This window comes from Thioalkalivibrio sp. ALR17-21, from assembly GCF_000420185.1.
GTDB lineage: Bacteria > Pseudomonadota > Gammaproteobacteria > Ectothiorhodospirales > Ectothiorhodospiraceae > Thioalkalivibrio > Thioalkalivibrio halophilus.
Genome location: NZ_ATUL01000025.1, coordinates 1 through 22283, shown reverse-complemented (window position 1 = coordinate 22283; position 22283 = coordinate 1). Strand labels below are relative to the sequence as shown.

The following is a 22283-nucleotide window of genomic DNA, read 5'->3' as shown; positions in this document are numbered from 1 at the left end:
TTTCGAATCACGCGGAATGTCGACCGCGTTCGGGTCTCAATCCATCAGCTCCTGACCGACCACCAGATAGGCCTCCCGGGTCATCGTGTCCCGGTCTTTCTCGTCGAACACGGCCCGGCCGGCTTCGCCTTCAACGGGGTCAATCGGCACTCGGTTCCGGTCGGCCATCTCTTCTTCGAGCGGGGTTGTGAACAGGGAGATCGACCATTCCCAGGATTGCGAGGCACGGGCATCCTGAGCCGCCATCACGGCCACGACCATGCCTTCCTTCCCCTCGACCGGGAACGTCCCCTCGTCGGTCATCTCCCCCGCCGGTTGGGCGTGGTCTTCCACGGTCGTCCGGATCAACGCATCGCGATACTCACGACGCGACCGCTGGAGAGCCTGCTGCTCTTCCCGAACCTCGAAGGACTGCACGTTCGGTTCCGCACGTTCCACTCCGTCCAGGCGCCCCTGAACACGCTCTCGCTCGCGTTCGGAACGTGAGTGTTTCCGGTTGAGATCGCGCGCACTTCCATGCTTCGAGTCCGCCTCGTTCTGACGCTCGGAGAGCGTTTGTCGAGCCTGGCGAAGCTCGCCCCGGAGACTGTCCTCGGGTGCGTTGCGTCCAATCGGACCGAGCTCCTCTGTCACCTCGTAGGCCTCCAGCAGCCTCGAAGCCAGGATCGGGTCCAGGACCTCATTGACCCCTTCGCCACCATCGAAGGGCGATGGATCACGGTAGGGCGTCGGGGTCGCGAAAAGGCATACTCCGTGGGAGTCTCGAGCATCCACGGTAAGTGAGCTGTCCGGCCGTGGGCATTCCTCCCCCGGCCCCTTCTCCCACTCACGCCACGAATAACGACGCAGGTGGTCCAGCGTGTTGATGGGCAGATCTTCTGCCTCGATCGCCTCGTTCAGTTCCTGGCGGACCGTCTCGCGGATGTCTTCGAACTCCTGTTCGGCTTCCTCGATCTCGTCCTCGAGCTCGCTCACCGCTTCCACTTCGTCCCGCAGCATTGCTTCGCGCGCTTCGATCGCCTCCTCCGTTTCCGCAAGATCGGCGTCGATCGACGACAGCTCCTGCGAGAGCTCCTCCCGCCGCGCCTCGATTTCCTCTTCCCGTTCGGCCTTGATCGAGCGCCGGACTTCCAGGTACTCGGAGTGCGCCGCGCGCAGGGCCTCGCTTTCCGGGCCTTCGTACAACAATTCCGGTTTCGAACCGTCACCGGGGGTGTCCAGATAATCGGACAGTTCCTCGAGATGAGCGGCCACCGGCTCCAGCTCCGCCTCAACCTCGGTCGAAAGCATGAACGACCAGCCCGTTTCGAGCGTTTCCTCGAATTCGACCCAAATCATCCGGGCCACTGCACGTTCCTCTTCCGACTCCAACGCATCGAAATCGATCTCGGCCTCCGTGGGATACGAGTCGCACCCGGTCGCCAGTACCGCAAGCGCCGCGCTGACGCCCGCCACAAGAAGAGTCCTCTTCATGTCGCCTCCTTATTGTTTTCCTCGCAATTCAGTCTGCAGTGCATACCGATAGCGTTACCGTATCCCGACCTGCTAGACCGCTTCCGGAACGACAACCTTGTCGATCCCGGCCGAATCCTGAATATCTAGCGGGAATTCCCCAATCGGACGATGGCAGCCTCCCAATATCGTTCACGGGGGGTCGCGCTGAATGAGGTGCGCATACAGCGCTTTGCTCCGGGCCGGTCAGATTCGTACCGGGGGAATCTGGCCGGCATCGGGGCTATATGGGCAGGAACCGAACGTGGACGGGCCGGTAGCCGAACATGGACCGACACTCCGTTCTGACGAGTCCCGCAAGGTTGCCGGCCCGGACACCTTTGGCACCGCCCGTTATCGTTGCATTCGAGGTCAACACAGCCAGAAACTGGCCGAAGGAGACACAGGATGCTTAACGGGATGGCCAAACTGTCGCTCGCGCTGTTCATTGGCATTGGGGCCACCGGTTGCGCCAACACCCCCGTAGGTTCCGGTGATTACGAAACCGGACAAACCCGGTCGACCGGGACAGTGCAGACCGGTGAGGTGGTCGATGTTCGGCAAGTACGGATCCGCGAGGACGCACGGTCCGCGTTCGGTCGGCGTGGCGGGGTCGGTGCCAGCGCCGGTGCCGCTGCCGGCGCTCTGCTCGGGGACAATGTGGGCGGCGGGTCCGGCCGGGATCTTGCCCGCGTTGTCGGGGCCGGGGCCGGCGCGATTGCCGGGTCCCGGGTGGACCGAGAACTCGCAACCCAGAGCGGCCTGGAAATCGAGGTTAGAAAAGACGACGGCAGCCACGTTGTAGTGACGCAGGGAGACGATCAGACGTTTCAAGCCGGACAGCAAGTCCGTCTGATCAAACACGGAAGGACTTACCGCGTGGCACCCTGATGGATGGCAGGCAGACCGCGCCGCGATCCATCTACGGCGGGGGCATTCTGAACACAGGTACCCTGCACAAGCTTCTGCCCCCCTGAATTCTTCAGAAAACAGGAGAGTCCCTGATGAGCAACGAGAAACCGACTCCCGACAACCAGGACTCGGAAGAGGAAACGCCGCCGGAGGAACAATCCTTCATTGACACGGTACTCGATCACCTCGATCGAATCGGGGCCGGCCTCCAGAAAGCAGCGGATGCCAGTCAAAACCTGGCCGAGAAGGCGGCGGAAAACAACGAGCCACGCGAGACGCATCGCGGATTCGGGAACAAGAGTCCCCGTTCGTCGTCGTTGCCCTGGTGGATATACGGCCCTGACGCCGATAACGAACATTCGCCACCCAGCCACGAGGACGACTGAACATCCGCCCTTCGGCAGGTGATCGCCGGCCCGCCGTTCGGCCATACCGGACCTCCGGTCCGCCCCAATACGGCGGCCATTGAAAGACCCTGTGCCGGTAACAACCCAGAACACAAACACCAACCACGGAAACCACGAAGCCATGGAAAGCGCCGAAACCCACTCTACGCCCCGCAACGCGCTTCTTTGCGTGGCGGGGCTCGCACCCCAGATCATCACGGAAACACTCTACGGACTTGCCGTGCAGCGTGATCCCGCTTTTGTCCCCGACTCCATCCATGTCGTGACCACCCAGGAGGGAGCCGAACGCGCCCGCCTCACTCTTCTCGACCCCTCGCAAGGGTATTTCTACCGTCTTTGCGCTGATTACGGTCTGGATCCCGAACAGATTGACTTCAGCGCCGAAACCATTCATGTCATACGTGACCAGCACGGCCAACCACTGGATGACATCCGGGATCCCGCCCACAATGAAGCTGCGGCCGACCTGATCGTCGACCTCGTGCGCCGCCTGACCCAGGATCCTCAGCTAACGCTGCACGCGTCCATCGCGGGCGGGCGCAAGACAATGGGCTATTACCTTGGCTATGCGCTATCGCTGTTTGGGCGACCGCAGGATGAACTTTCCCACGTTCTGGTTTCCGAGCCGTTCGAGGGTCACTACCAGTTCTTCTACCCACCGCACACCCCGGTTGTACTGTATACGCGGGAACAAAAGCCGATCCGTACCAGCGACGCGGAAATCACCCTCGCCCAAATCCCGTTTGTTCGTCTGCGCGGCGGACTCTCCGATCTTCTGGTAGAGGAAGGGGTCGGTTTCTCCGAAGCGATCAACCGGGCGCAGGCGAGCCTCAAGCCGCCGCGTCTGGAACTGGACCTGGAGCGTCTGGAAATTCACTGTCGCGACGAGACGCTCACTCTCAGCCCGGTCAATTTCGCGTTTTATCTCTGGCTGGCACGCCGCGCTCGCAATGGTGAGCCGCCTGTAGCCCGCCAGGAAGTCGGCCCCGAGTACGCACAGCAGTTTCTTCAGGCATACTACGACATTTCCAACCCCATGGCGGGCGATCGTGAGCGCGTCGAGAAAGCCGTCAAAGAAGGAATGCCTCCGGACTATTTCGACCAGCGCAAGTCCCACGTCAACAGGGAGCTGAACAAACTGGGCCCCGCCGCCGAGGCCTACCGGATTCAGCAAACGGGCTCCCGGCCTCGCGTCCGATACCAGCTCACGTTGGACCCGGAGAAAATCGAGATCCGGCCTTCCACTCGCGGACCCTAGGTACGATCACTGCCGGCGTTTGCGGGTAGCCCGCGACCGACGCACAACGGGCTCCCCGAGAAACCGTACGCGCGGCGAAACCCTGGAGACGCGGGTTTTGTCCGGGTGCAGTTCGAGTCCCATCCGCCGAAGGCAACGATCCACATGACTGCGCGCCCGTTCAGCGTCGGTCCGGGTCGCAGCGAGTAGAAGAAAATCATCCGCGTAGCGGACGAACGGGATGCCGGCATCCGCCAGACTGCGATCAAGGCGGTCGAGGAAGATATTACAAAGCAGCGGTGACAAAACCGCTCCTTGTGGCACTCCTCTCCGGGATCCGGCCAACGAGGCGGAATGGCTGCCCGCGACAAGCCAGCGATCAATCAGGCGCCGCAAGCCGCGATCGCGTACGAAACGCTTCAGCTCCCGACGTACGCCGCGGTGCGGCACCTGATCGAAGAACGAGCGAATATCTGCGTCCACCACCCAGTCCAACCCCGTGGCAATCCGCTCACGCACGCGATGGAGCGCATGCGGAACACCGCGCCCCGGTCGATAGCCAAAACTGTCGGGATGCAGGAACGGTTCGACCCGCGGTTCGAGCACCTGATGCGCCATACGTTGGGCGAGCTTGTCCCGAAGGTACTGGGCGGAAATCACACGCCGCCCGCCGTCGCCCTTGGCCACAGCAAACTGACGCATTGCTCCTGGCCGATACCGCCCGGTTTGCAGGTCCTGAACCAACCGCAGCAGGTGGCGAGGCAGCGCCTGGTCCAGATGTTCCCGGTTGACCTCTGGCGACCAGGGAGCCCGGTCGCGGCGCACCCTGCGCCAGGCCTTCTGTACGTTCTCCGGATCCACCATGGAGTCCAGCAAGGCGTTCATGCCGAGATCTCCTGCCGGATCGACTCGAGCTCTGCCCGCAGCGACCGGACTTCCGCTTGCAGCCACGCACCCACCCCCTTGCCTGACACCGATTCCACGTCGTCATCGCCGGACACGGCGGGCGGAACCTCGCGGTTCCAGTACGCCCAGGCAGAATAAAAGCGGCCTCGCGGTTCCTTGTGCAGGCGGCAACCATCGAGATCGTTGTTGGAAAAATCGGCGGGCCCCACCACACGATCGAGCAGCCCCAGTACGAACAGATCCACCCAGGGCCGGAGCGGCTCCATCACATCCAGCGCCAGCGCCGGGCGGCCCGGTACCGGCTGATGCAGAAAGCCCAGATGCACATCCAGACCAGCCGCTTCGACCCGTGAGTGCGCCTGAGTCGCCAGCAGCGTATAGCCCAGAGACAGCATCGCGTTGACGGGATCCCGGGGTGGACGGCGGTTTCTCCCAAGGAATCGCCATTCCTCGGGAATTCGTTCAGCCAGCCAGTCATACCAGAACCGCGCCGCTGCTCCCTCCAGCCCTCGAACATGTTCGAGCGTTACCGCCTCGTCGAGGTGGGACTGCAGCTCAAGCAGTCGGTTCTGAAAGGTCGACTCGCCGTGCCCGGCCCAGATCAAGGCATCCATGTATCCCCGGAACTTCCGTTGCACCATTCGACGCGCAAGGAGCAAGCAGCCTTGAGCGTCCTCGGCAGCCCTGAACTGACTCCTGCGGATGTTCAACGATCCGCCCAGCCCGCCACCCACCCAGGCCGCGGGGCCATGGCCCCGTCCCGGCAACAACACCGCCGGAACTCCCTGGCCGGCCAACAAGCGCCACACGTCGCTGGCGACGGAATTCCTGCCATGGATCACGACCGCCTCCAGCAGCGCCGGAGGCACTCGCCGAAACGAACCGTCCGGCTCATCCACCCGCACCGACTGGTGTTCAACCGAGAGCGTGGCCCCGCGACGGTCGACGATCAACCAGAGTCCGTCACTCATGCGGACGCCCGCCAGCGCCGTATCCGTTCCGACAACCAGTCCCACCACACGCCGATGGCCTCGACCGACTCATTGCGTTCAACGCTTGCACTGACCATTGCGCCGCCACACCAGAGTCGAGCCGGGTGCGGCACGGGATAGGCCCTCAGATCATCCACCGACGGTTCCATGTGCCCCTCAAGTCGGCCCAGAAGCTCCTGCAGATACTGCCGGCTTCCGCGCACCAGGTAGACCGACTGCTGCAAACCCTGAGCGTCCTTTACGATTTCGCGCTGGACCCGACGCAAGCGCCGCGGGCAACGGATGTCATAGGCGACCAGATACCACTTATCCCCATGCATCATCCGACCCTCAGCATCCGGCGAAACAGGCTCTCGCTGTCGCCACTGCCCCGCGCCTCGATCGGGGCATTCGGCGTCAACCAGGCCAGCAGAAGACGATCCTTGTCCGGGTCAATCAGCTCACCGAGCTGGAGGTAGAGCTCGTCCGCTTCCTGCGGGGCAAGAAGGCATTCGTGGACCGATTTCTGGCCATCGATACGCCACTGGACCAACTGCCGGTGAACGCGCCGACGGCGCAAGGGGCTGCTGATGTCGTAAGCAATGATCGCGGGTCGACGTCGCATGGTGCGGCTCCTTTCGATTCGATGAATTGGCAATTACGATCCTCCACCGTGCGCGCCGCCGTGTCCGGCCCGGCAAGCTTGTCGGGATTGTCGAGCCGTCGGACCTTGCGTGGCACCTCTCCGGCGGGCTAGCCTTTGGCCGTGGTTACCCCGACTCAACAAGCAAACTTTTTCTGCACCAGATTGGTGCAGGACTGGACGTCGCAAGCCGCTGAATCTACGGCTTATCTACGAAGCGGAAGAGTCCGACCGATGCCCCGACTGAAAGGGGATTAAGACAATGACTCGGACTTCGACGTCCTCGCCCAGGTCGTCCGACCGATGCCCCGACTGAAAGGGGATTAAGACCTCGGAAGATTTCCCCTACTTCTATTTTCATTTTGTCCGACCGATGCCCCGACTGAAAGGGGATTAAGACATCCACAGGAGCATGACGTTGACCCCGTGATAGGTCCGACCGATGCCCCGACTGAAAGGGGATTAAGACCATCGGCCCGTTGCTTTCCAGCAACGCCCGAATGGTCCGACCGATGCCCCGACTGAAAGGGGATTAAGACGAGGGCGCAAGCGCGCCCTCCGCCCCGTCAGAGTCCGACCGATGCCCCGACTGAAAGGGGATTAAGACTTCCACGGAATCCGCTTCCTCCACGGGATCCGGGGTCCGACCGATGCCCCGACTGAAAGGGGATTAAGACCGGGCTTCTCGCCCGGGCCGACGGAGTGTTACGTCCGACCGATGCCCCGACTGAAAGGGGATTAAGACCCCGCTGGAAGCGGACCCGGAGTTGGCGTTGGTCCGACCGATGCCCCGACTGAAAGGGGATTAAGACGATTAAATCCGTTCGGGTTCTGTGGCGCGTTCGTCCGACCGATGCCCCGACTGAAAGGGGATTAAGACCTTCCGGGGCCGCACCTCGCGGATGCGGTTTACGTCCGACCGGTTACCCGGAACGCGCGCGACTCGAACCTCCGCGTGTCAGCGGTATTTCCGCCGAGTGCCGCACATACCGCCGCTACGCCCTCCACCGAGATACTTCCCGAGTCCGGCCACAACCTTTTCGCAGCTGCCGCATCCGCATTTTTTTTGTACCCTCCAGCAAAAAATCGTCCCCGCCGCCAGGAGGCAAGGCCTCCGGCCCGTCAAGGAAGGACCTATGCGCTACCACGCCTATCTGTTCGAAGCCCGCTCCATCCAGCCATTCCTCTTCGCCTCCGGCCGCCTGGCCGACATGGTGGCGGGGAGCGACCTGCTGGACGAGCTCTCGCGTGGCATCCTCGACCAGGCCCTGCGCGCCTGCGAGGTGGAACCCGAGTCGCTGCCGGCACCGCGGCGGGCCGGTGGTGCCCTGTACCTGGTGTTCGAGGACGCAGAGACCGCCCGGCGCTTCCGGGCCCTGTGGCGCACGCTGGTGGCCCAGCTCCTGCCCGGCATCGAGCGGGTGGACTGCATCTGCTCGGGTGAGTCGGTGAAGGGGGCCATCAACACGGGGATCGACACGCTTGCCGGCATGCGCAACCTGCGCCCCGCCGCGCTGCCGAACCCGGCGCCCGTCGCCGAGCGCAACGCCCGTACCGGCGAGGTCGCCGTGGCCCGGGACCGCAAGCGTGACCGGGAACCGGTGGATGCCGCCACTCGGGTCAAGCGGCAGTTCGCTCGGTCGGAACACGCGGGTCTGGCGCACAAGTTCGACCCGGATGACCGGGCCGAGTGGCCCCGGAACTTCGAACAGGACGAGCCCGGATCGCGGCGCTTCCCGCTGGGCGAAGACGGCATGGTCGGGCTCATCCACGCGGACGGCAACGGCCTGGGCCAGATCCTGCGGGTACTGGGAGACGCCACCGGACACGCCCCCGAACACTACGTCCGGCTTTACCGCGCCTTCTCGGAAGGGCTGGACGCAGCCACGGGCGACGCCGCCCGCAGCGCCACGCAGGACGTGCTGCAGCCGCAGATCAACGACGGCGTCTACCCCGCACGCCCGCTGGTTCTGGGGGGTGACGACCTGACCCTTCTGGTGCGCGCCGACCTTGCACTGGACTTCACCGAGAACTTCATCGAGGCCTTCGAGCGCGAATCCGAACGCATGCTGCAGACCCTTCGCGGACAACTGAAGGAGGCCGGCACACCGGACGATGTCATCGAGCGCCTGCCAGAACGGCTGACCGCCTGTGCCGGCATCACCTATCTCAAGTCCGGGCAACCGTTCGCCCGCGGCTATCAGCTGGCGGAAAGCCTGTGCGACCGTGCCAAGCAGCAGTCGCGCTCGGCCACCGAGGAGGCGACAGTGCCGTCATCCATCGCCTTCCACCGGATCCAGACCAGCCTGGCGGACGATGCCGCGGCCCTGAGTAGTCAGGAGATGGAACGCTACGAGTCGACGCACAACACGGTCTATCACCTGGGCCTCCCGGCTTACGCGGTAGGCCAGGTGGACGCCGCCGGCCTGCCGAGGCTGCAAACGCTGCGTGATCTTGTCGAGCACCTGCAGGACGGTGCCCTCAACGCCGCGCGCCTGCGCCAGCTCGCCACCCGCATCCACGAAAGCCCCGAGCTTGCGCGCAAGGAATACAACCGCTGGCGCGCCCTGGCCGAAGCCCCGGCGGCCCGGGCACTGCACGAGTTCGACCGCCACCTGGAAGCGCTGGTCGGCCGGGCCGATGAACACGATCTCCCGTTCGGCCCCGAGCGTGACGGCGACCGCGACGGAGGGAGCCGGGAGCGCTACAGCCCGCTGGGCGACCTGCTGGCGCTGCTGGCCCTCCACAGGCAAGACACCCGGAAGGAGACCGCCTGATGTCGACGAAGACCCTGACCGTGCAGCTGCACGGCTACTGGCACTGTGGCAGCGGCCATTCCGCCGGTACGCATCTCGACGCACTCACCGCACGCGACCGTGACGGCCTGCCGGTCATCCCCGGCCGCCATCTCAAGGGCCTGCTGCGCCATGCGATGCGCTGCGCCGGCACCTGGAACTGGTTCGACGGGGTCACCCTGCCCGACGGCCCTGCCGGAAACGTGGAAGAACTCCTGTTCGGCTCCCGCAGCGGCCAGGAGGCGCGCTCCGCCACCCGGCCGGGGATGCTGCAGGTGGATGACGCCACGCTGCCGGAGCCCGAGCGAGCATTCCTCGCCCATCCCGACACCGATGGCCCGCAGCTGCGGCCGTTCCTGTTCCGGGACGTCCATCGCACGGCCATCAACCGACAGGGCAGCGCCAGCGACAAGACCCTGCGGGGCACCGAGGTCGCCCTCCCCATGCAGCTGCAGACGCCACTGGGCCTGGAGGTAACCTCGCTGGAAGAGGAACTGCGTCGGCAACAGCAGCGCGCGCTCGATGAAGCCGATCTGTGGAGCACGCTGGAAGGCGTCCTGCCGCTGATCAGCGCCGTCGGCGCCGAACGCAACCGCGGCCTGGGTGAGGCCGAACTCAGCCTGAGGGATCCGTCATGAGTGCCACGCGCCACGCCTTCCGCGTCACCCTGGAGCAGGACGTGATCGTCAGCCGGTCTGCCGCCACCGCAGGCGAACACGAAACCCTCGATCATCTGCCGGGCAGCCTCTTTCTGGGCCTGGCGGCGGGCCGGCTGTACGCCAGCCTGGCCCCCGATCAGGCCTGGCAGGTGTTTCACGGCGGGGGGGTCCGCTTCTGCGACGCCCTGCCCGAAAGCGAACCCGGCACCCCCGCCTGGCCGGTGCCGCTCGCCCTTCACCACTACAAGAACGAAGACGCCAAGCAGAAGGTTGCGGGAAGCGGTCACGCCCGTCTGGACCGCGACCGGGTGCTCAACCTCATGCATCGCGAACCCGAGGACGGGCGCCAGCCCCGCCAGCTGCGTGGCGGCCATGTCGATGCCTGCGGTCGGTGGATCCGCCCGCGCACCCGACAGTCACTCAAGACCGCCATCGCGCCGGAGACCGGCCGGGTCGAAGAAGGCCAGTTGTTCGGCTACGAAGCCCTGGAGCGCGGGCAGAGCTTTGTCTTCGAGCTGCAGACCGACGACACCCTGGACGAGGCGCTCGTGCAGCGCCTGCACCAATGTCTGAACGGCCCCGCGCGTCTCGGCCGCTCGCGCAGCGCCGAGTTCGGCCGCGTGCAAATCGAGCCGCTGGACCAGGCGCCGCCGCATCCGGCCAGCGTTGGCGGTTCTGACAACACCCTGACCCTGTGGCTGCTGTCCGATCTGGCGCTGCGTGACGAACGCGGGCAGCCCACCCTGCAGCCCCGACCGCAGTACCTCGGCCTGCCCGAAGGCGCCGAGTGGGACCACCAGAAGAGTTTCCTGCGCACGCGCAGCTACAGCCCGTACAACGGCAAGCGCCGGGGGCGGGATGCCGACCGCCAGGTGATCGCCCGCGGCAGTGTGCTGCATTACACCCTGCCCGCCGGCACCCCGCCCGAGGCCCTGCCCGCGCTGGAACACGGCCTCGGGCACTACCGCGAGGCCGGCCTGGGCCAGGCCGTCGCCCGGCCGCAGATGCTCGCCGACAAGTCCCTGCAGGTGGAGGCGCCCGCTGCGCGAACCACGGACACCCGCTCGGTCCCGGCGGCACCCGACACCGCGCTGCTGCGCCGGCTGCGCCGGATGGCCCGCACCGAGTTCCTCGAATTCGACGCCGAGCACCGTGCCCGGCGGGTCTTCGAGGCCCTGATCGCATCCCTTGACGAGGCCCGCAGCTGGCAGGGGATCCCGCCCAATGCGCCCCTGGCGGAGGACGAGGTCCCCGGGCGCAGCCAGTGGGGCCGTTTGCGCGACGCCGCCAACCGCCACCGGGGCGACCCGGACGGCCTGTGGCGCGCCCTGTTCCCGCCGCCCAAGGACTCCGGGGCCACCAAGGATCGCGAGCCCCCCGAAGACGCCATCGTGCGTACGCGTTCGGGATGGCAACTCAAACTGGGTCCCAGGCAAGAAGACGTCCTGGGAGTGCGCCTCAAAGCTCAACTGGAGGCGATTCATCGCAATGTCCCGGAGCTGCTGTCCGAGGTGGTGGTGCGGCTGGCATCGCTGGGCCAGACCCCCGAATGGACCCGTGCCGTGGAAGGGCACGCAACCAAGGAGCCGCAGGCATGATCCCCGAACTCCCGGTACACGACTTTGCCCGCGTCACCCTGGAAGCCGACACCCCGCACGCGATCGGCTCGGGTGCCGGCGATGCCACGCATGACCTGGTCCTGATGCGGGACGCGAATCACCTCCCTACCCTGCCCGCCAGTGGACTGGCCGGCGTGCTGCGCCACGCCTGCGCGGACGAATACGGCGACACCGTCGCCGACCGGCTGTTCGGCCACCTCGAAGGCGAAGGACGCGGCGAAGGGCGCATCTCGCGCGTACAGGTCTTCTGGGGGCTGGTGCACGACAGCCACGACCGGCCCGTGGAAGGCCTGCGCGAGGACGTCGATGACGACGAACTGCTCTCGCGGCTGAGCCTGAACCATCCGCTGATTCGGCAACGGGTCCGGCTCAACCACCGGGGCGCCGCCGATGACCGCGGCAAGTTCGATGTCACGCTCGCTCCGCGCGGCACCCGCTATACCTTCCTGCTCGGCCACTGGAGCGACGGCTCGGACGCCGCCTCCCGGGAATGGGACGGGCTGCTGCGCCTGCTGCAGTCCCCGGCCCTGCGTCTGGGCCGCGGCACCCGCGCGGGTTCGGGCGCGTTCCGGGTGGCCGAACTCCACATGGCGCGCTGGGACCTGCGCACCCCCGAAGGCCGCGAAGGATTTCGCAACCGCCCGCGCCACCGCGCCAGCCGCGACGGGCTGCAGCCCCTCACGCCCGGAGACACCGCGTTTCGCATCCCCGGCGTGGAGCTCGATCTGCAGGCCGAAGCCGGCTGGCGCATCGGGGGCGGCGAGCACCCGCTCGGCGAGTACTCGGGCACGAAAGAACCCGACAACATGCTCCCGCAGAGCGAGCCCGTGATCGAATGGCGCGACGGACGCGGCACCTGGACCCGGCCCCGGCCGGTGGTGCCCGCCTCGGCGATCAAGGGCGCGCTCGCCCATCGGGTGGCCTTCCACCACCGTCGCCTGACCGGGGAGTTCATCAACCCCGACGGGCCACCGCCCGATGCGGAACGCAGCGAGGCAGTGCGCTGCCTGTTCGGCCACGCCAGCGACCGCGATGCCTCCGGGCTCGCCGGTGCCGTCATTATCAACGACACCTATCTGGAACCCGATCCGCAGGTCCACGCACCGCTGCACAATCGCATCGACCGTTTCACCGGCGGTGTCCAGCGCGGCGCCCTGTTCCAGGAGGAACAGCTCTGGCGCAGTCGCCTGCCGCTGCGCCTGCATATCCTGCCGCGCCGGGACATCCCGGTCCCAGTGGAGGTGCGCGAGGCCCTGGATCTCGCCCTGCGCGACCTCGCGCGCGGCTGGTTGCCGCTGGGCGCCGGCGGCAGCCGCGGGCTGGGCGGATTTGCCGCCGAACACGATCCCGAATGGAACGACGACGGGGCCTGGGTCGCCGGCCAGGACGCGCCAACGCTCAACGCCGAAGGAGACACCGCCCGATGAACCGTCTCGAATCGCTGCTCGCCGACCACCGCCGCTTCCTTCGGGCCTGCGAGGAGCAGGGCTGGGAATGGACCCCGCCCGCGCTGACCCCCGTGCGCCTGAAGCACGACTGCGAGGACCTGGACTCGACCACCGTGCACGAGCGCTGTCGTGCGCTGTGCAACGACCGGGGCTGGATGCAGTGGCCCGCCGAGGTCCACATCCTGCCCGCCGAGCCCGTGGACGGCATGCCGCCGCTGGAGGGCGAAGGCCTGGCGGCGGACGGGACGCGCTGGCAGCTCGAATACCGGGGCGGCGACGGCTGGCGCCTGCACTGCTTCCGGATCGAAGAGACAGACACGGACCCCGGTTATCTGGCCGAGACGGTCATCCATCTCAACGACCATCGGGCACCCGCGCCCCTGCGTTACCTGCGCCTGTACGGCTTCGCCGGGCACACCGACGGCGATCCGGCCGACGACGCCACCCCCGAGGCCGTACTGGCCGTATTCGACGGATTCAAGGAGGACCGGGCATGACCCTCAACCTGCCCTACAACTTTGTGCCGCTCACCCCGTTCGTGCTGCGCCCGGACTGGCACGCGCACGTGAGCCACGACCACCCGTTCCGGGATGGCTGGAGCGGAGAGATCCGCATCCGCCTGACCGCGCACACCCCGCTGAGTGTCGGCGGCGAGCAGACCCCGAGCAGCGAAAGGGAACGCGAACCCGGCAAGGTCCACTTCGCCCGCACGCCGGACCGTCGTCCGGCCGTGCCGCCCAGCAGCCTCAAGGGCATGCTGCGCAACGTGCTCGAGATCGCCGCGTTCGGCCATTTCCGCGAGGTGGAGGACCAGCGCCTGGGGGTGCGCGACCTCACCGATGCGAACAACTTCTACATGAAGGAGATGAAGGCACCGGTGCAAGCAGGCTGGCTGCGCTACCGCGAGGGCGCCTGGTACATCCGTCCCGTGAGCTTCGTTCGCCTGCACCAGAAAGATCTGGTCCGCACGCTGGGCGTCCCCGAAGACCAATGGAAAGAAAAGAAAACCGCACTGGAACGGTATGAGTTAATTGGGACCCTGCCGGAAATCCGCTTCGACATTGGCCCCAAACGCAAAAACGGTCAGGTCGATGCCATCGACCTCGACCTTGAGCGTGGACCATACCAAGGCCATGTGGTGGTCACCGGCCAGCCGGGGAAGGACTACACGCAGGGCAGGAAAGCAAAGAAACGCGAGTTCATCTTCTACGACTCCGGCGACCCCCGGGACGAGATCCCCGTATCCCCCGAGGTGATGAGCGACTTCCAGTTCATCCACCAGGAATCCGACGAATGGAATCGCTTCTGGAAGCCGAAGGTGCTGGATGCCGACCCCGGCGTGCCGGTGTTCTGGCACGCTAAAGGCAGTCAGGGCGGCGTGCGCTCGCTGGGTCTGGCCATGCTGTACCGCCTGGCTTATCGCCACACGCTGCATGACGCCATCCGCCACACACGGGCCGGCAAGAACGCGAACTCCGCGCACCTGGACGACGACGCACCCGACCTGGCCGGGCTCCTGTTCGGCCACATTGATGCCGAAAGCCCGGATGGCAGCCTCCGGGGTCGCGTGATGCCCGGTCTGGCCGAGTGCGAACAGGACGTCACCACCCGCTGGGAAGGCCCGATGGTTCTCAACGGGCCCAAGCCCACCTTCTACCCGGCCTACCTGCGCCAACAGGAAAAACAGGAAAGAGAAGAGGGCTATGCAACCCTGATGGATAAAGACGCCGAACTGTCCGGCTGGAAACGCTATCCGGTCCGAAGCTCCCATCACGTTCCCCGCCCGCCGGACAAATCCGGCCCGAAGGTCCAGGTGAAGCTGGAAACCGTGCCCTCCGATACCACCTTCTCCACGCAGATCCGCTTCCACAACCTGCGCGACGTGGAGCTGGGCGCGCTGGTGTGGGCGCTGGACTTCGGCGGGCGCGGCGACCTTCGCCACTCGCTGGGAACCGGCAAGCCGTTCGGGTTCGGCCAGGTCTCGGTCGGCGTGACCGATGCCCGTCTGGAGCCGAACGATCCGGCACGCGAGATCGACGACGACGCGCTTGTGAACCTGGAGGCCTGCCGCCACGCCTTCGTACAGTACATGAACGACGCCTGGGCACAGGCCACCGACGGCGCGGAAGAGCGCTGGGAAGACAGTGAACCCCTGCGCCAGCTACTGGCCATGGCCGACCCGTCCCGGGCCGCGGACGCCCCGCTGGACAAGCTGGGGAATCCAACATTCTTCATGGACGCGCGCAAAGACGGCGAATACCTGAAGCCACATCTAAAAGAAAAGGACGCCTGGCACAGCCTTCGCACGCAGCTCGGTGACAGCGCCGCACCCGAAGCCCCCGGCTTCGGCCAGGCCCTGGAAGAGACCCGCCGCCAGCACCAGCAGGCGCAGGAAAAACAGGAGCGCGAACAGAAGCGCCAGGCGATGAGCCCCGAAGAAACGCAGGTCGACGACCTCCGCCAGGCCCTGGAGGCCTGCGAGGCCGAGCCCGGCAAGAGCCGCTGGAACAACCTCAACAAGGCCATCCGCGAACTCCCCGATGAAGCCGCCGGCTGGGACGAACTCATCCCGCAGCTCGCCGACCTGCTGGACCGCGCGGAGAACCTGGCCGACGGTCACGACCAGAAGAAGATCGTCAAGGCCGTGCGCCAGGCCCGCACCCGCCTGAGCATCGCCGGCGACTGACCCCATTCACCGCGACCGGGCCATGCCCGGTCGCAGTCCAGGGCCCGCGCATATCTGCGCCTCACGCCCACCCACCGAACGAGCGAGCGAGCCGAACAGGCTCACGCAACTTTGTTCCGTCTCAGAGGGACGACCGTAACCAGTTCAAGTGCCTTTGGAGCCGGTGACAAGCTTGTGGGTCCGGACGCGCCCGGCAGCCTCTTTTACAGTCGAAGCCCTGAACAACAACAATCGGGCGCGCTGTAGCCATCAGCGCTCCGGGGCTCCGGCCAGGGGCATCAGGTGGTATTGCCCGAGCCCCATGGTCGTGCCCTTGCCCGCGTGCCACCACTGCCCCTGCCATAACCATGGCCAGACGTCATTCAGGGCTTCCCCGGCAATCCGGACAGTCCCGAGCAGTCCGCCCATGGGGACAGCACGACCCTGACGGGCGGAATAGCGTCGAAGATCCCGCCAGGCGAGATCGCTGGACAACAGTCGCAAGTGGCTCGCACGACGACCGATCCGTGCCAGTTCGGATTCCTCGAAGTCAGGGCAGTGACTGGCACCCAGGTGTGTGGCCCGGCGCAGGACGGTGCGCACGAAAGAGACCGGGTCAAACGCATCCGGTGTCACGTAACGCCCGCGAATGCGCATCCGCAGGGGCGTGACCAGCCGGACATCAACCGCTGGCGGTGCCGGCGGAACGACCATCGCCGAGGGGGGCTCAAGCGATTGATCGATGGAATCATTATTCAGGACACGCCAGGGGGGCTCACCATCTTCCCCTCCTGCCCGAACGTCGGCCTGTTCGATGCTCACAAGTTGAAGCGGCACCCGGTTGTGCCCCATTCCCAGCGCACCGGCGCGCTCCAGCGCTCGGACCATCAGCGCACACGCCCGCGCGTCCTGACTCACGAGATTGAGGCCCAGAGTAGTCCGGGTCACATCCTGATCTTCGCCGGACGCATCCGGGCGCAGCACGAAGGGGGGCGTTGTTGCGCCATTGTGCTGCAGCAGGGCACTCGGCGGGTCGGCCGGGACGCGGGTCTCGAACAGCGCCGGATAGGGGCACTGATCGACGACAGGACAGCCATTACACTCCGGCAACCCGGTGGTGCATACCAGTTCGCGAAGCCGGGCACCAAGCGCACCACGCCAGACCGCACCGGGAAATTCCCCTAGGCGGACCGGGATCGACGCAAAAAAGTGAAGGCGCAACAGCGTTAAGGGAAGTGCATTCATCAGCCGGCTCGTCGACAGGCGGTTGGACTGCGTACGGTATCGAATTCCAGGAGATGACATGAAGAAACTCGCCGGAACCCGCAATCGGTCCCTGCTCAATGCACTACAGAACGTCCTCGGCGGCAACACATGGCGGGCCATTCTCCTCGTCGTGGGCATTCTTCTGGCCCTCGACTGGCTGGGCTCCAGTCTGTTCCTCCTGACGGAGAGCACACTGACGGAGTGGGGAGTGCCCTACCCGCCTACCACGACTCCTCTGCTGTTCCTGATCATTGGTCTGCTTATCATCCTCTATGCCATCCATTTTCTGCGCAATCAGGAAGCCCCGGCCGACTTTGCAGCCGAACAGCGCGAGATCACTCTGGATCCTCCTGACACTCGCGTCCTTGTACTGTTCCTGAGCGCCCTTCCGAAGGACCACTCCCTGAACGACGCGGCATCACTGCCATCCAGGCTGGACCCCGCCACAGACCTGAATCAATGGCAGGACACCCTTGCTAACTGGCGGATGCCGCTGGAAGCCATCAAACCGCATCTGAGCGCGGAACCTGAAAAGACGCGGCTAAAGGAGATTGTGGTCATACCGTCCGGGGGTGACGACGGCTCAGTCCGTGACCTCGACCTTTTCCGACAGATCCTTACGCGGCTGCTGGCCCCACACAACATTCGGATCCTCAGTCTGGATGATTTCAAGCATTCGGCACCGGGGACGAACGTTTTCGATCCCCAGGGCTGTGATTTCAACGAGGTCGAATCGGTCTGGAACCATCTTCAGGTGATTTGGGAAACCTATCGCCAGCAGGAAGAAGGGTGGGTACGCCGGCTCAAGGAACGCCAGATTCTGGTGGACATCACCGCCGGCACCAAACTCGCCTCGGTGGCCGGCGCACTCTTCACCCGCGAACAGGACCGGCGTTGCCAGTATGTCCGGATCTCGGACGGCACACCACGCGTATTCACGATCGACGTACTCCGAACCGACAGGTCATGAGCCGCGGACCGGCGAGTACCGGCCCGATCGAGCGGCTTCGATTCCCTTCACCCAATGGTCACACCACGCGATGAGGACAACATGCATTCATTGATCACTTTTCTCGGACGCGGCCGGTACTCGGAAGCCACGGGCTACCGGACGGCCAGTTACGCCTTTCCCGGGGGTTCGATCCGCGTCAGCCCGTTTTTCGGGCTGGAACTGGCCAAGGAACTGATGCCGGACCGACTCGTCATTCTGGGAACCAGCGGCAGCATGTGGAGCGTGCTGGTGGAACATCTGGCAGACCAAGGGGACAACCGGCGGGAGAACGAGCGTCTGGAACTGCTCGAAGCGGAAAGCCACCACCGCGTCTCCGAGGAACAACTGGCGCCCCTGACTGCACTCGCGCAAGAGGCCACGGGCATGGATGTCGAACTGCGCCTGATTCCGGAAGCCCGTGACGACCGTGAGCAGATGCGCATTCTTCAGGGAATCGCCGAGTCGATACCGCGCGGGCGAGTCGATCTTGACCTGACCCACGGGTTCCGTCACCTGGGGATGCTCGGTTTCCTCTCCGCATACTTTCTGGAGGCCCTGCGCTCCATCCAGGTAAACCACTTGTGGTACGGCGCGCTCGACATGACCCCGAGTGACGGCCCGGATCAAGGCATGACGCCCGTACTTCAGCTCGATGGTCTCGATGGAGTTCACCGCTGGATAGAAGCCCTCACCCGGTTTGATGCCTCGGGGGACTATGGGGTGTTCGGGCCCCTCCTGGCACGGGATGGTCTGCCCTCGGACAAGGCCAGGGCGCTGGCAGAAGCGCATTTCCATCAGACCACGCTCAATATTCCGGCTGCACGCCAGCGACTCCAAACCGTACTCAAGGAGCTCGAAGAAACCGAACTGAGCGGGGCTTCCGCCCTGTTCAGGGAAAAACTCATCGAACGGCTCTCCTGGGCACGGTCCGACAACCTCGGCAACAATCAGCGAGCACTGGCCCTGCGTGCCCTGCGCCGACGGGACTATCCGCGCGCCGCGATATTCGGGTTCGAGGCGTTTCTCACCAGCCTTTGTATCGAACAGGGAGAGACCCCGACCAATTACAAGGCTCGGGAACAAATCCGCGACGCCTTCAGCAAGCGGGTCAACAAGGAAGAACCCGATTGGAAACGCGACGCGTGGCACCTTCTGCGCGAGCTGCGGAACGCCATGGCTCATGGCACCCCGCCCAGAAATTCAAAGGTGCGGCAAATCATGCATGACCGGGAGCGGCTACAACGCGAGCTCGAGGCCGCCATCAACCGGCTCAATAACACCTGAAATGGATCGCGCGGCAAGCTTGCCAATCCGGACTCCGGCGAGCCAATCGCGGAGTATGCACTCACTCTCAGCCAACCGGAGGATGTCATGCCCGAACGGACCTATTTCGTAACCCGCCATCCCGGAGCGGTGGAATGGGCAGAACGCCAGGGACTGGCGGTCGACGAATCCCTCGCGCATCTCGACCCGAGCATTCTGGCCCCAGGGGACCGGGTACTGGGCACCCTGCCCGTCCACCTCGCCGCAACCGTCTGCGAGCAGGGCGCCCGTTACTTCCATCTTTCACTGGACATGCCGCCAGAGGCTCGGGGCAAGGAACTCAATGCCGACGACCTCGAAGCCTGCGGCGCACGCCTTGAGGAATTTCGCGTGGTTCCAGTAAAGCCCCAGTAACAATGAACCCCGATGACCCACCCAAGGCGGCGGCCCCGCAAGGTTGTCGGCCCGGATAACCAGCGCTTTCCATCCTAGCCTGTATCCATATCGCGCTGACGAACAGCACGAGCACGACCCACGATCCTTGCCCGTCGGACAATCAAGCGAACACCCAATCAAGCAAAGGAGAACAATGAAACGCTCGATCCACGTAACCCTGGCTTCTGCTGTTGCGCATTGTGTCCACTAGAGCCCGAGACCCCGTTCCACACTGTTCAGGGGCCGTGAAACATATTCTCTGGAGGTCGGCTTGGAGGGAGCGAAAGTGGCGAAGGATCAATCGGATACCAACGTATGCACCCCCGAAGCGCCTAACCGTGAAACATTCAAAGAGGGGGCCGTGAAACTCACCGGCGATGCCACCTACCCGATCCCGTGGGGGCACCCGGCCGGCTGGCCGGCCGTGCCGGATGGCACGCGCGGGCGGTTTCGGAATCCCGGCGACAACATGCTGGATGCGGCCAGTGATCGGGAGGCGGTGATCGCCTGGTTCGCCCGCAAGGGCATCGACCCCAGAGGCGACAACCGCCCTACCCCGACGGCAGACGCGTATATCCGGGAGGTCACGCGCGTGCTGTTGTGGGCCGCCTGGCGGGGGCAGGCCCTGAGTGACCTGTCAGCCCGGGACGTACTGGCCTACAAGGCCTTCCTGGTCGAGCCCTCCCCTGCCGAGGTCTGGGTGTCGAACGACACGACCAAGCGTGCGCGCGCGCACCCGGACTGGCGACCGTTCCAGCCGGGGCGCTCATCCAAGCGGGCCGAATACGGATTGCGGGTGCTGAACGATCTGCTGGGATTTCTCGCGCAGGCCGGTTACCTCCAGGCGAACCCGGCGGCATTGGTGGACCTGACCGTCGAGCGATCGAAGGAAACCGAGGCGGCGGCCAGCCAGGCGCAACGCGGGCGAGCACTGACCCGTAAAGGCTGGGAGGCCATCAAGCGGTACATCGATGGCCTCCCCTTCGGCACCGAGGAAGACGCGTTCCAGAAAGCCAGAGCCCGCTGGGTCTTCCATCTGCTCTACACCCTGGGAATTCGGATCAGTTCGTTGCGCGGACGTTTTGGGGAGATCCAGCCCACGGTGATCGACGAGGAGGAAGTCTGGGTCTGGTCCCTGGAGGTGAAAGGCGGGAAACGAATGGTGCTACCCCTGCCATTCAGCGTGCTGGATGAAATGCAGCGGTTCCGGCTGACCTTGGGGCTGTCTCGATGGCCGTCAGCCGATGACCCGGTGCCCATCGTGCCGCGTGCGCGCGCACAACGGCGTGGATGAAAAGCCGCTCACGCGGCAGGCCCTTGATCACCTAACCCGTCGAGTCATCCAGGGTGCTAGCCGGCGGCTGGCCGAACAGGGGGAAGAACGGGAGTCGGAAAGGCTGGCCCGGGCGAGTGCGCATGCGCTCCGGCATACGGCAGGGACGGAACTGGCCGACCAGGGTGCCAGCCTGCGCGACGCGGCCGAGGCGTTGGGGCATTCCGATGTGCGGACCACGCAGCGGTATAGCCGCGCGGAACTCGAACGATTGCGGAGCGTGTTGGAAGTACGGGATACGCGCTGGTGAGTGGGGTCGCTCTGATGCGTCGCCCTCCCCTCCTCGGCTATTTTTGCCTCCTTAGTGAGGTCTTTGGTCTTGCCTGGTCAAAACGTGACCAACAGAGAGCACGCACAGGCCGTTTTCCCGAGGGGCCGTGAGCGATTACCTATCCAACAGATAAGAGCCTCATGTGCGCCAACACGAGGGCTCTGAGGAAATTGGGGTCTTTGGTGTGGTTGATTGATACCCACGTGAAGCCGATCGGTCCAGGTGTGCGCGTGCGCACACTCGAATTGGGGCGATGGAAAAAATCGACAAAGGGCGATCGATCTGTACGCTGGGCCCTGCAACCAATAAAGGAGAACGTTGATGAAGATGAAGATGATGGCTCTGGCGCTGGTGGCGCCGATGGCTCTGGGCCTGGCGGCATGCTCGAATGAAGGCGAAGGGCCGGAAATTGACGCAAGCTCGGAGGCCATGCTGATGACCTCCTCCATGCAGGCCGTGACTTGGTTCAAGGAGAAGGGTGAGGAGGTGAAGGCCCGAGAGCTGGGCACGGGGGTCGAACTCTATATCGAGGAAGGGAAAGCCGAAGAGCTCGATGGGCTGCGTGCGACCCGCGCTCACGCCGAAGTTCAGGAGGTCGCTGAAGAGGTCGTGGAAAAGCGGCGGAAGGAACGGGAAGCGAGGGAACAGAGCCCCTGAATTCACAGAATAACTGCAACGCCTGAACCCGGAAGGGGTGGGCCAGCTGCCGCCGTAGAATGGGTGGCTCTCACCCCAAACCCATTCAGGCGTACCGATGAGGCACTACAGGCAGCTGACCCAGGAAGAACGATATCAGATCAGTGCGTTGCGCGGGCTGGGGCGCTCGCAGGGGGCGATTGCTCGGACGCTGGGCCGCAGCCCGGGGACGATCAGTCGAGAGCTGAAGCGCAACGGCGATGGCGGTTGCTACGAGGCGCGTACCGCCCAGAAGCGCACCGACCAACGCCGCCGAAGCGCGCACAAGTGGCACA

The 22283-nt window shown here is 65.0% G+C and carries 22 protein-coding genes and 1 CRISPR repeat array; of the genes, 16 read left to right on the top strand and 6 right to left on the bottom strand.

Annotated features, from left to right (window positions below):
• Nucleotides 1-36: 36 nt before the first annotated feature.
• A complete protein-coding gene (locus G020_RS0111950; RefSeq protein ID WP_024329737.1) occupies nt 37-1473 on the bottom strand; it encodes a hypothetical protein in 1437 nt (478 codons plus the stop codon).
• A 426-nt stretch (nt 1474-1899) separates the two neighbouring features.
• Here G020_RS0111950 and G020_RS15635 point away from each other — a divergent pair, with 426 nt between their 5' ends.
• From G020_RS15635 to csm6, 3 genes are all read left to right on the top strand, one after another.
• Complete coding sequence (locus G020_RS15635; protein ID WP_051130347.1) at nt 1900-2382, top strand: glycine zipper 2TM domain-containing protein; 483 nt, start codon at nt 1900-1902, stop codon at nt 2380-2382.
• A gap of 113 nt (nt 2383-2495) precedes the next feature.
• The gene (locus G020_RS0111940; RefSeq protein ID WP_024329735.1) at nt 2496-2789 is read left to right on the top strand and encodes a hypothetical protein; all 294 of its coding nucleotides are present in this window, start codon (nt 2496-2498) and stop codon (nt 2787-2789) included.
• Between the two features lie 142 nt (nt 2790-2931).
• Nucleotides 2932-4068 carry a CRISPR-associated ring nuclease Csm6 gene (gene csm6 / locus G020_RS0111935; protein ID WP_024329734.1) on the top strand — a complete coding sequence of 379 codons (1137 nt, stop codon included), beginning with the start codon at nt 2932-2934 and terminating at the stop codon, nt 4066-4068.
• Nucleotides 4069-4074: 6 nt separating this feature from the next.
• Here the strand turns inward: csm6 and G020_RS0111930 are convergent, their stop codons facing one another.
• The 4 genes from G020_RS0111930 to G020_RS14695 are packed head-to-tail and all read right to left on the bottom strand — an operon-like array spanning nt 4075 to nt 6549.
• Nucleotides 4075-4932 carry a reverse transcriptase domain-containing protein gene (locus G020_RS0111930; protein ID WP_024329733.1) on the bottom strand — a complete coding sequence of 286 codons (858 nt, stop codon included), beginning with the start codon at nt 4930-4932 and terminating at the stop codon, nt 4075-4077.
• On the bottom strand, nt 4929-5924 hold the full coding sequence (gene cas1 / locus G020_RS15085) for a CRISPR-associated endonuclease Cas1 (RefSeq protein WP_081647428.1): 996 nt from the start codon (nt 5922-5924) through the stop codon (nt 4929-4931). Before cas1 ends, G020_RS0111930 begins: the two co-directional genes overlap by 4 nt.
• Complete coding sequence (locus G020_RS0111920; protein ID WP_018870801.1) at nt 5921-6268, bottom strand: CRISPR-associated endonuclease Cas2; 348 nt, start codon at nt 6266-6268, stop codon at nt 5921-5923. Before G020_RS0111920 ends, cas1 begins: the two co-directional genes overlap by 4 nt.
• Nucleotides 6265-6549 carry a CRISPR-associated endonuclease Cas2 gene (locus tag G020_RS14695; RefSeq protein ID WP_018870800.1) on the bottom strand — a complete coding sequence of 95 codons (285 nt, stop codon included), beginning with the start codon at nt 6547-6549 and terminating at the stop codon, nt 6265-6267. Before G020_RS14695 ends, G020_RS0111920 begins: the two co-directional genes overlap by 4 nt.
• 243 nt (nt 6550-6792) lie before the next feature.
• Nucleotides 6793-7447: direct repeats of the CRISPR family, unit length 36 nt; unit sequence GTCCGACCGATGCCCCGACTGAAAGGGGATTAAGAC.
• Between the two features lie 256 nt (nt 7448-7703).
• Between G020_RS14695 and G020_RS0111910 the strand changes: the two genes are divergently transcribed.
• From G020_RS0111910 to G020_RS0111885, 6 genes are read left to right on the top strand one after another with little or no spacing between them, the layout of a single operon-like run.
• Entirely contained in the window at nt 7704-9344 is a 1641-nt protein-coding gene (locus G020_RS0111910) for a hypothetical protein (RefSeq protein ID WP_024329731.1), read from the top strand.
• The gene (locus G020_RS0111905; RefSeq protein WP_024329730.1) at nt 9344-10000 is read left to right on the top strand and encodes an RAMP superfamily CRISPR-associated protein; all 657 of its coding nucleotides are present in this window, start codon (nt 9344-9346) and stop codon (nt 9998-10000) included. Before G020_RS0111910 ends, G020_RS0111905 begins: the two co-directional genes overlap by 1 nt.
• Nucleotides 9997-11619, top strand: a complete 1623-nt coding sequence (locus tag G020_RS0111900; protein WP_024329729.1) for a hypothetical protein — start codon at nt 9997-9999, stop codon at nt 11617-11619. Before G020_RS0111905 ends, G020_RS0111900 begins: the two co-directional genes overlap by 4 nt.
• Nucleotides 11616-13067, top strand: a complete 1452-nt coding sequence (locus G020_RS0111895) for an RAMP superfamily CRISPR-associated protein (protein ID WP_024329728.1) — start codon at nt 11616-11618, stop codon at nt 13065-13067. Before G020_RS0111900 ends, G020_RS0111895 begins: the two co-directional genes overlap by 4 nt.
• Complete coding sequence (locus G020_RS0111890) at nt 13064-13585, top strand: hypothetical protein (RefSeq protein ID WP_024329727.1); 522 nt, start codon at nt 13064-13066, stop codon at nt 13583-13585. Before G020_RS0111895 ends, G020_RS0111890 begins: the two co-directional genes overlap by 4 nt.
• Entirely contained in the window at nt 13582-15774 is a 2193-nt protein-coding gene (locus G020_RS0111885; protein WP_024329726.1) for a TIGR03986 family CRISPR-associated RAMP protein, read from the top strand. Before G020_RS0111890 ends, G020_RS0111885 begins: the two co-directional genes overlap by 4 nt.
• Before the next feature lie 249 nt (nt 15775-16023).
• Here G020_RS0111885 and cas6 read toward each other — a convergent pair whose 3' ends face one another.
• The gene (gene cas6 / locus G020_RS0111880; protein ID WP_029681305.1) at nt 16024-16998 is read right to left on the bottom strand and encodes a CRISPR system precrRNA processing endoribonuclease RAMP protein Cas6; all 975 of its coding nucleotides are present in this window, start codon (nt 16996-16998) and stop codon (nt 16024-16026) included.
• A gap of 58 nt (nt 16999-17056) precedes the next feature.
• On the opposite strand from cas6, the gene G020_RS0111875 reads away from it, so the two are divergent.
• The 7 genes from G020_RS0111875 to G020_RS0111845 all read left to right on the top strand — a co-directional run.
• Complete coding sequence (locus G020_RS0111875) at nt 17057-17989, top strand: hypothetical protein (RefSeq protein WP_024329724.1); 933 nt, start codon at nt 17057-17059, stop codon at nt 17987-17989.
• A gap of 81 nt (nt 17990-18070) precedes the next feature.
• Nucleotides 18071-19294 carry a TIGR02221 family CRISPR-associated protein gene (gene csx2, locus G020_RS0111870; protein WP_024329723.1) on the top strand — a complete coding sequence of 408 codons (1224 nt, stop codon included), beginning with the start codon at nt 18071-18073 and terminating at the stop codon, nt 19292-19294.
• An 87-nt stretch (nt 19295-19381) separates the two neighbouring features.
• On the top strand, nt 19382-19687 hold the full coding sequence (gene csx16 / locus G020_RS0111865; RefSeq protein ID WP_024329722.1) for a CRISPR-associated protein Csx16: 306 nt from the start codon (nt 19382-19384) through the stop codon (nt 19685-19687).
• 307 nt (nt 19688-19994) lie between these two features.
• Nucleotides 19995-21002: an integrase gene (locus G020_RS0111860; RefSeq protein ID WP_156002756.1), complete on the top strand. Its 1008-nt coding sequence runs from the start codon at nt 19995-19997 to the stop codon at nt 21000-21002.
• A complete protein-coding gene (locus G020_RS15630; protein WP_081647427.1) occupies nt 20953-21291 on the top strand; it encodes a site-specific integrase in 339 nt (112 codons plus the stop codon). The genes G020_RS0111860 and G020_RS15630 overlap by 50 nt, the downstream gene beginning before the upstream one ends.
• A 342-nt stretch (nt 21292-21633) precedes the next feature.
• A complete protein-coding gene (locus tag G020_RS0111850) occupies nt 21634-21969 on the top strand; it encodes a hypothetical protein (protein ID WP_024329719.1) in 336 nt (111 codons plus the stop codon).
• A 97-nt stretch (nt 21970-22066) separates the two neighbouring features.
• A partial coding sequence (locus G020_RS0111845; protein WP_029681304.1) for a helix-turn-helix domain-containing protein occupies nt 22067-22283 on the top strand: 217 nt, incomplete at its 3' end.

What these genes read in the sequence shown, in the direction of transcription:
- G020_RS0111950 (WP_024329737.1), bottom strand. Translation starts at nt 1,473, where the DNA reads ATGAAGAGGACTCTTCTTGTGGCGGGCGTCAGCGCGGCGCTTGCGGTA.
- G020_RS15635 (WP_051130347.1), top strand. Translation starts at nt 1,900, where the DNA reads ATGCTTAACGGGATGGCCAAACTGTCGCTCGCGCTGTTCATTGGCATT.
- G020_RS0111940 (WP_024329735.1), top strand. Translation starts at nt 2,496, where the DNA reads ATGAGCAACGAGAAACCGACTCCCGACAACCAGGACTCGGAAGAGGAA.
- csm6 (WP_024329734.1), top strand. Translation starts at nt 2,932, where the DNA reads ATGGAAAGCGCCGAAACCCACTCTACGCCCCGCAACGCGCTTCTTTGC.
- G020_RS0111930 (WP_024329733.1), bottom strand. Translation starts at nt 4,932, where the DNA reads ATGAACGCCTTGCTGGACTCCATGGTGGATCCGGAGAACGTACAGAAG.
- cas1 (WP_081647428.1), bottom strand. Translation starts at nt 5,924, where the DNA reads ATGAGTGACGGACTCTGGTTGATCGTCGACCGTCGCGGGGCCACGCTC.
- G020_RS0111920 (WP_018870801.1), bottom strand. Translation starts at nt 6,268, where the DNA reads ATGATGCATGGGGATAAGTGGTATCTGGTCGCCTATGACATCCGTTGC.
- G020_RS14695 (WP_018870800.1), bottom strand. Translation starts at nt 6,549, where the DNA reads ATGCGACGTCGACCCGCGATCATTGCTTACGACATCAGCAGCCCCTTG.
- G020_RS0111910 (WP_024329731.1), top strand. Translation starts at nt 7,704, where the DNA reads ATGCGCTACCACGCCTATCTGTTCGAAGCCCGCTCCATCCAGCCATTC.
- G020_RS0111905 (WP_024329730.1), top strand. Translation starts at nt 9,344, where the DNA reads ATGTCGACGAAGACCCTGACCGTGCAGCTGCACGGCTACTGGCACTGT.
- G020_RS0111900 (WP_024329729.1), top strand. Translation starts at nt 9,997, where the DNA reads ATGAGTGCCACGCGCCACGCCTTCCGCGTCACCCTGGAGCAGGACGTG.
- G020_RS0111895 (WP_024329728.1), top strand. Translation starts at nt 11,616, where the DNA reads ATGATCCCCGAACTCCCGGTACACGACTTTGCCCGCGTCACCCTGGAA.
- G020_RS0111890 (WP_024329727.1), top strand. Translation starts at nt 13,064, where the DNA reads ATGAACCGTCTCGAATCGCTGCTCGCCGACCACCGCCGCTTCCTTCGG.
- G020_RS0111885 (WP_024329726.1), top strand. Translation starts at nt 13,582, where the DNA reads ATGACCCTCAACCTGCCCTACAACTTTGTGCCGCTCACCCCGTTCGTG.
- cas6 (WP_029681305.1), bottom strand. Translation starts at nt 16,998, where the DNA reads ATGAATGCACTTCCCTTAACGCTGTTGCGCCTTCACTTTTTTGCGTCG.
- G020_RS0111875 (WP_024329724.1), top strand. Translation starts at nt 17,057, where the DNA reads ATGAAGAAACTCGCCGGAACCCGCAATCGGTCCCTGCTCAATGCACTA.
- csx2 (WP_024329723.1), top strand. Translation starts at nt 18,071, where the DNA reads ATGCATTCATTGATCACTTTTCTCGGACGCGGCCGGTACTCGGAAGCC.
- csx16 (WP_024329722.1), top strand. Translation starts at nt 19,382, where the DNA reads ATGCCCGAACGGACCTATTTCGTAACCCGCCATCCCGGAGCGGTGGAA.
- G020_RS15630 (WP_081647427.1), top strand. Translation starts at nt 20,953, where the DNA reads ATGACCCGGTGCCCATCGTGCCGCGTGCGCGCGCACAACGGCGTGGAT.
- G020_RS0111850 (WP_024329719.1), top strand. Translation starts at nt 21,634, where the DNA reads ATGAAGATGAAGATGATGGCTCTGGCGCTGGTGGCGCCGATGGCTCTG.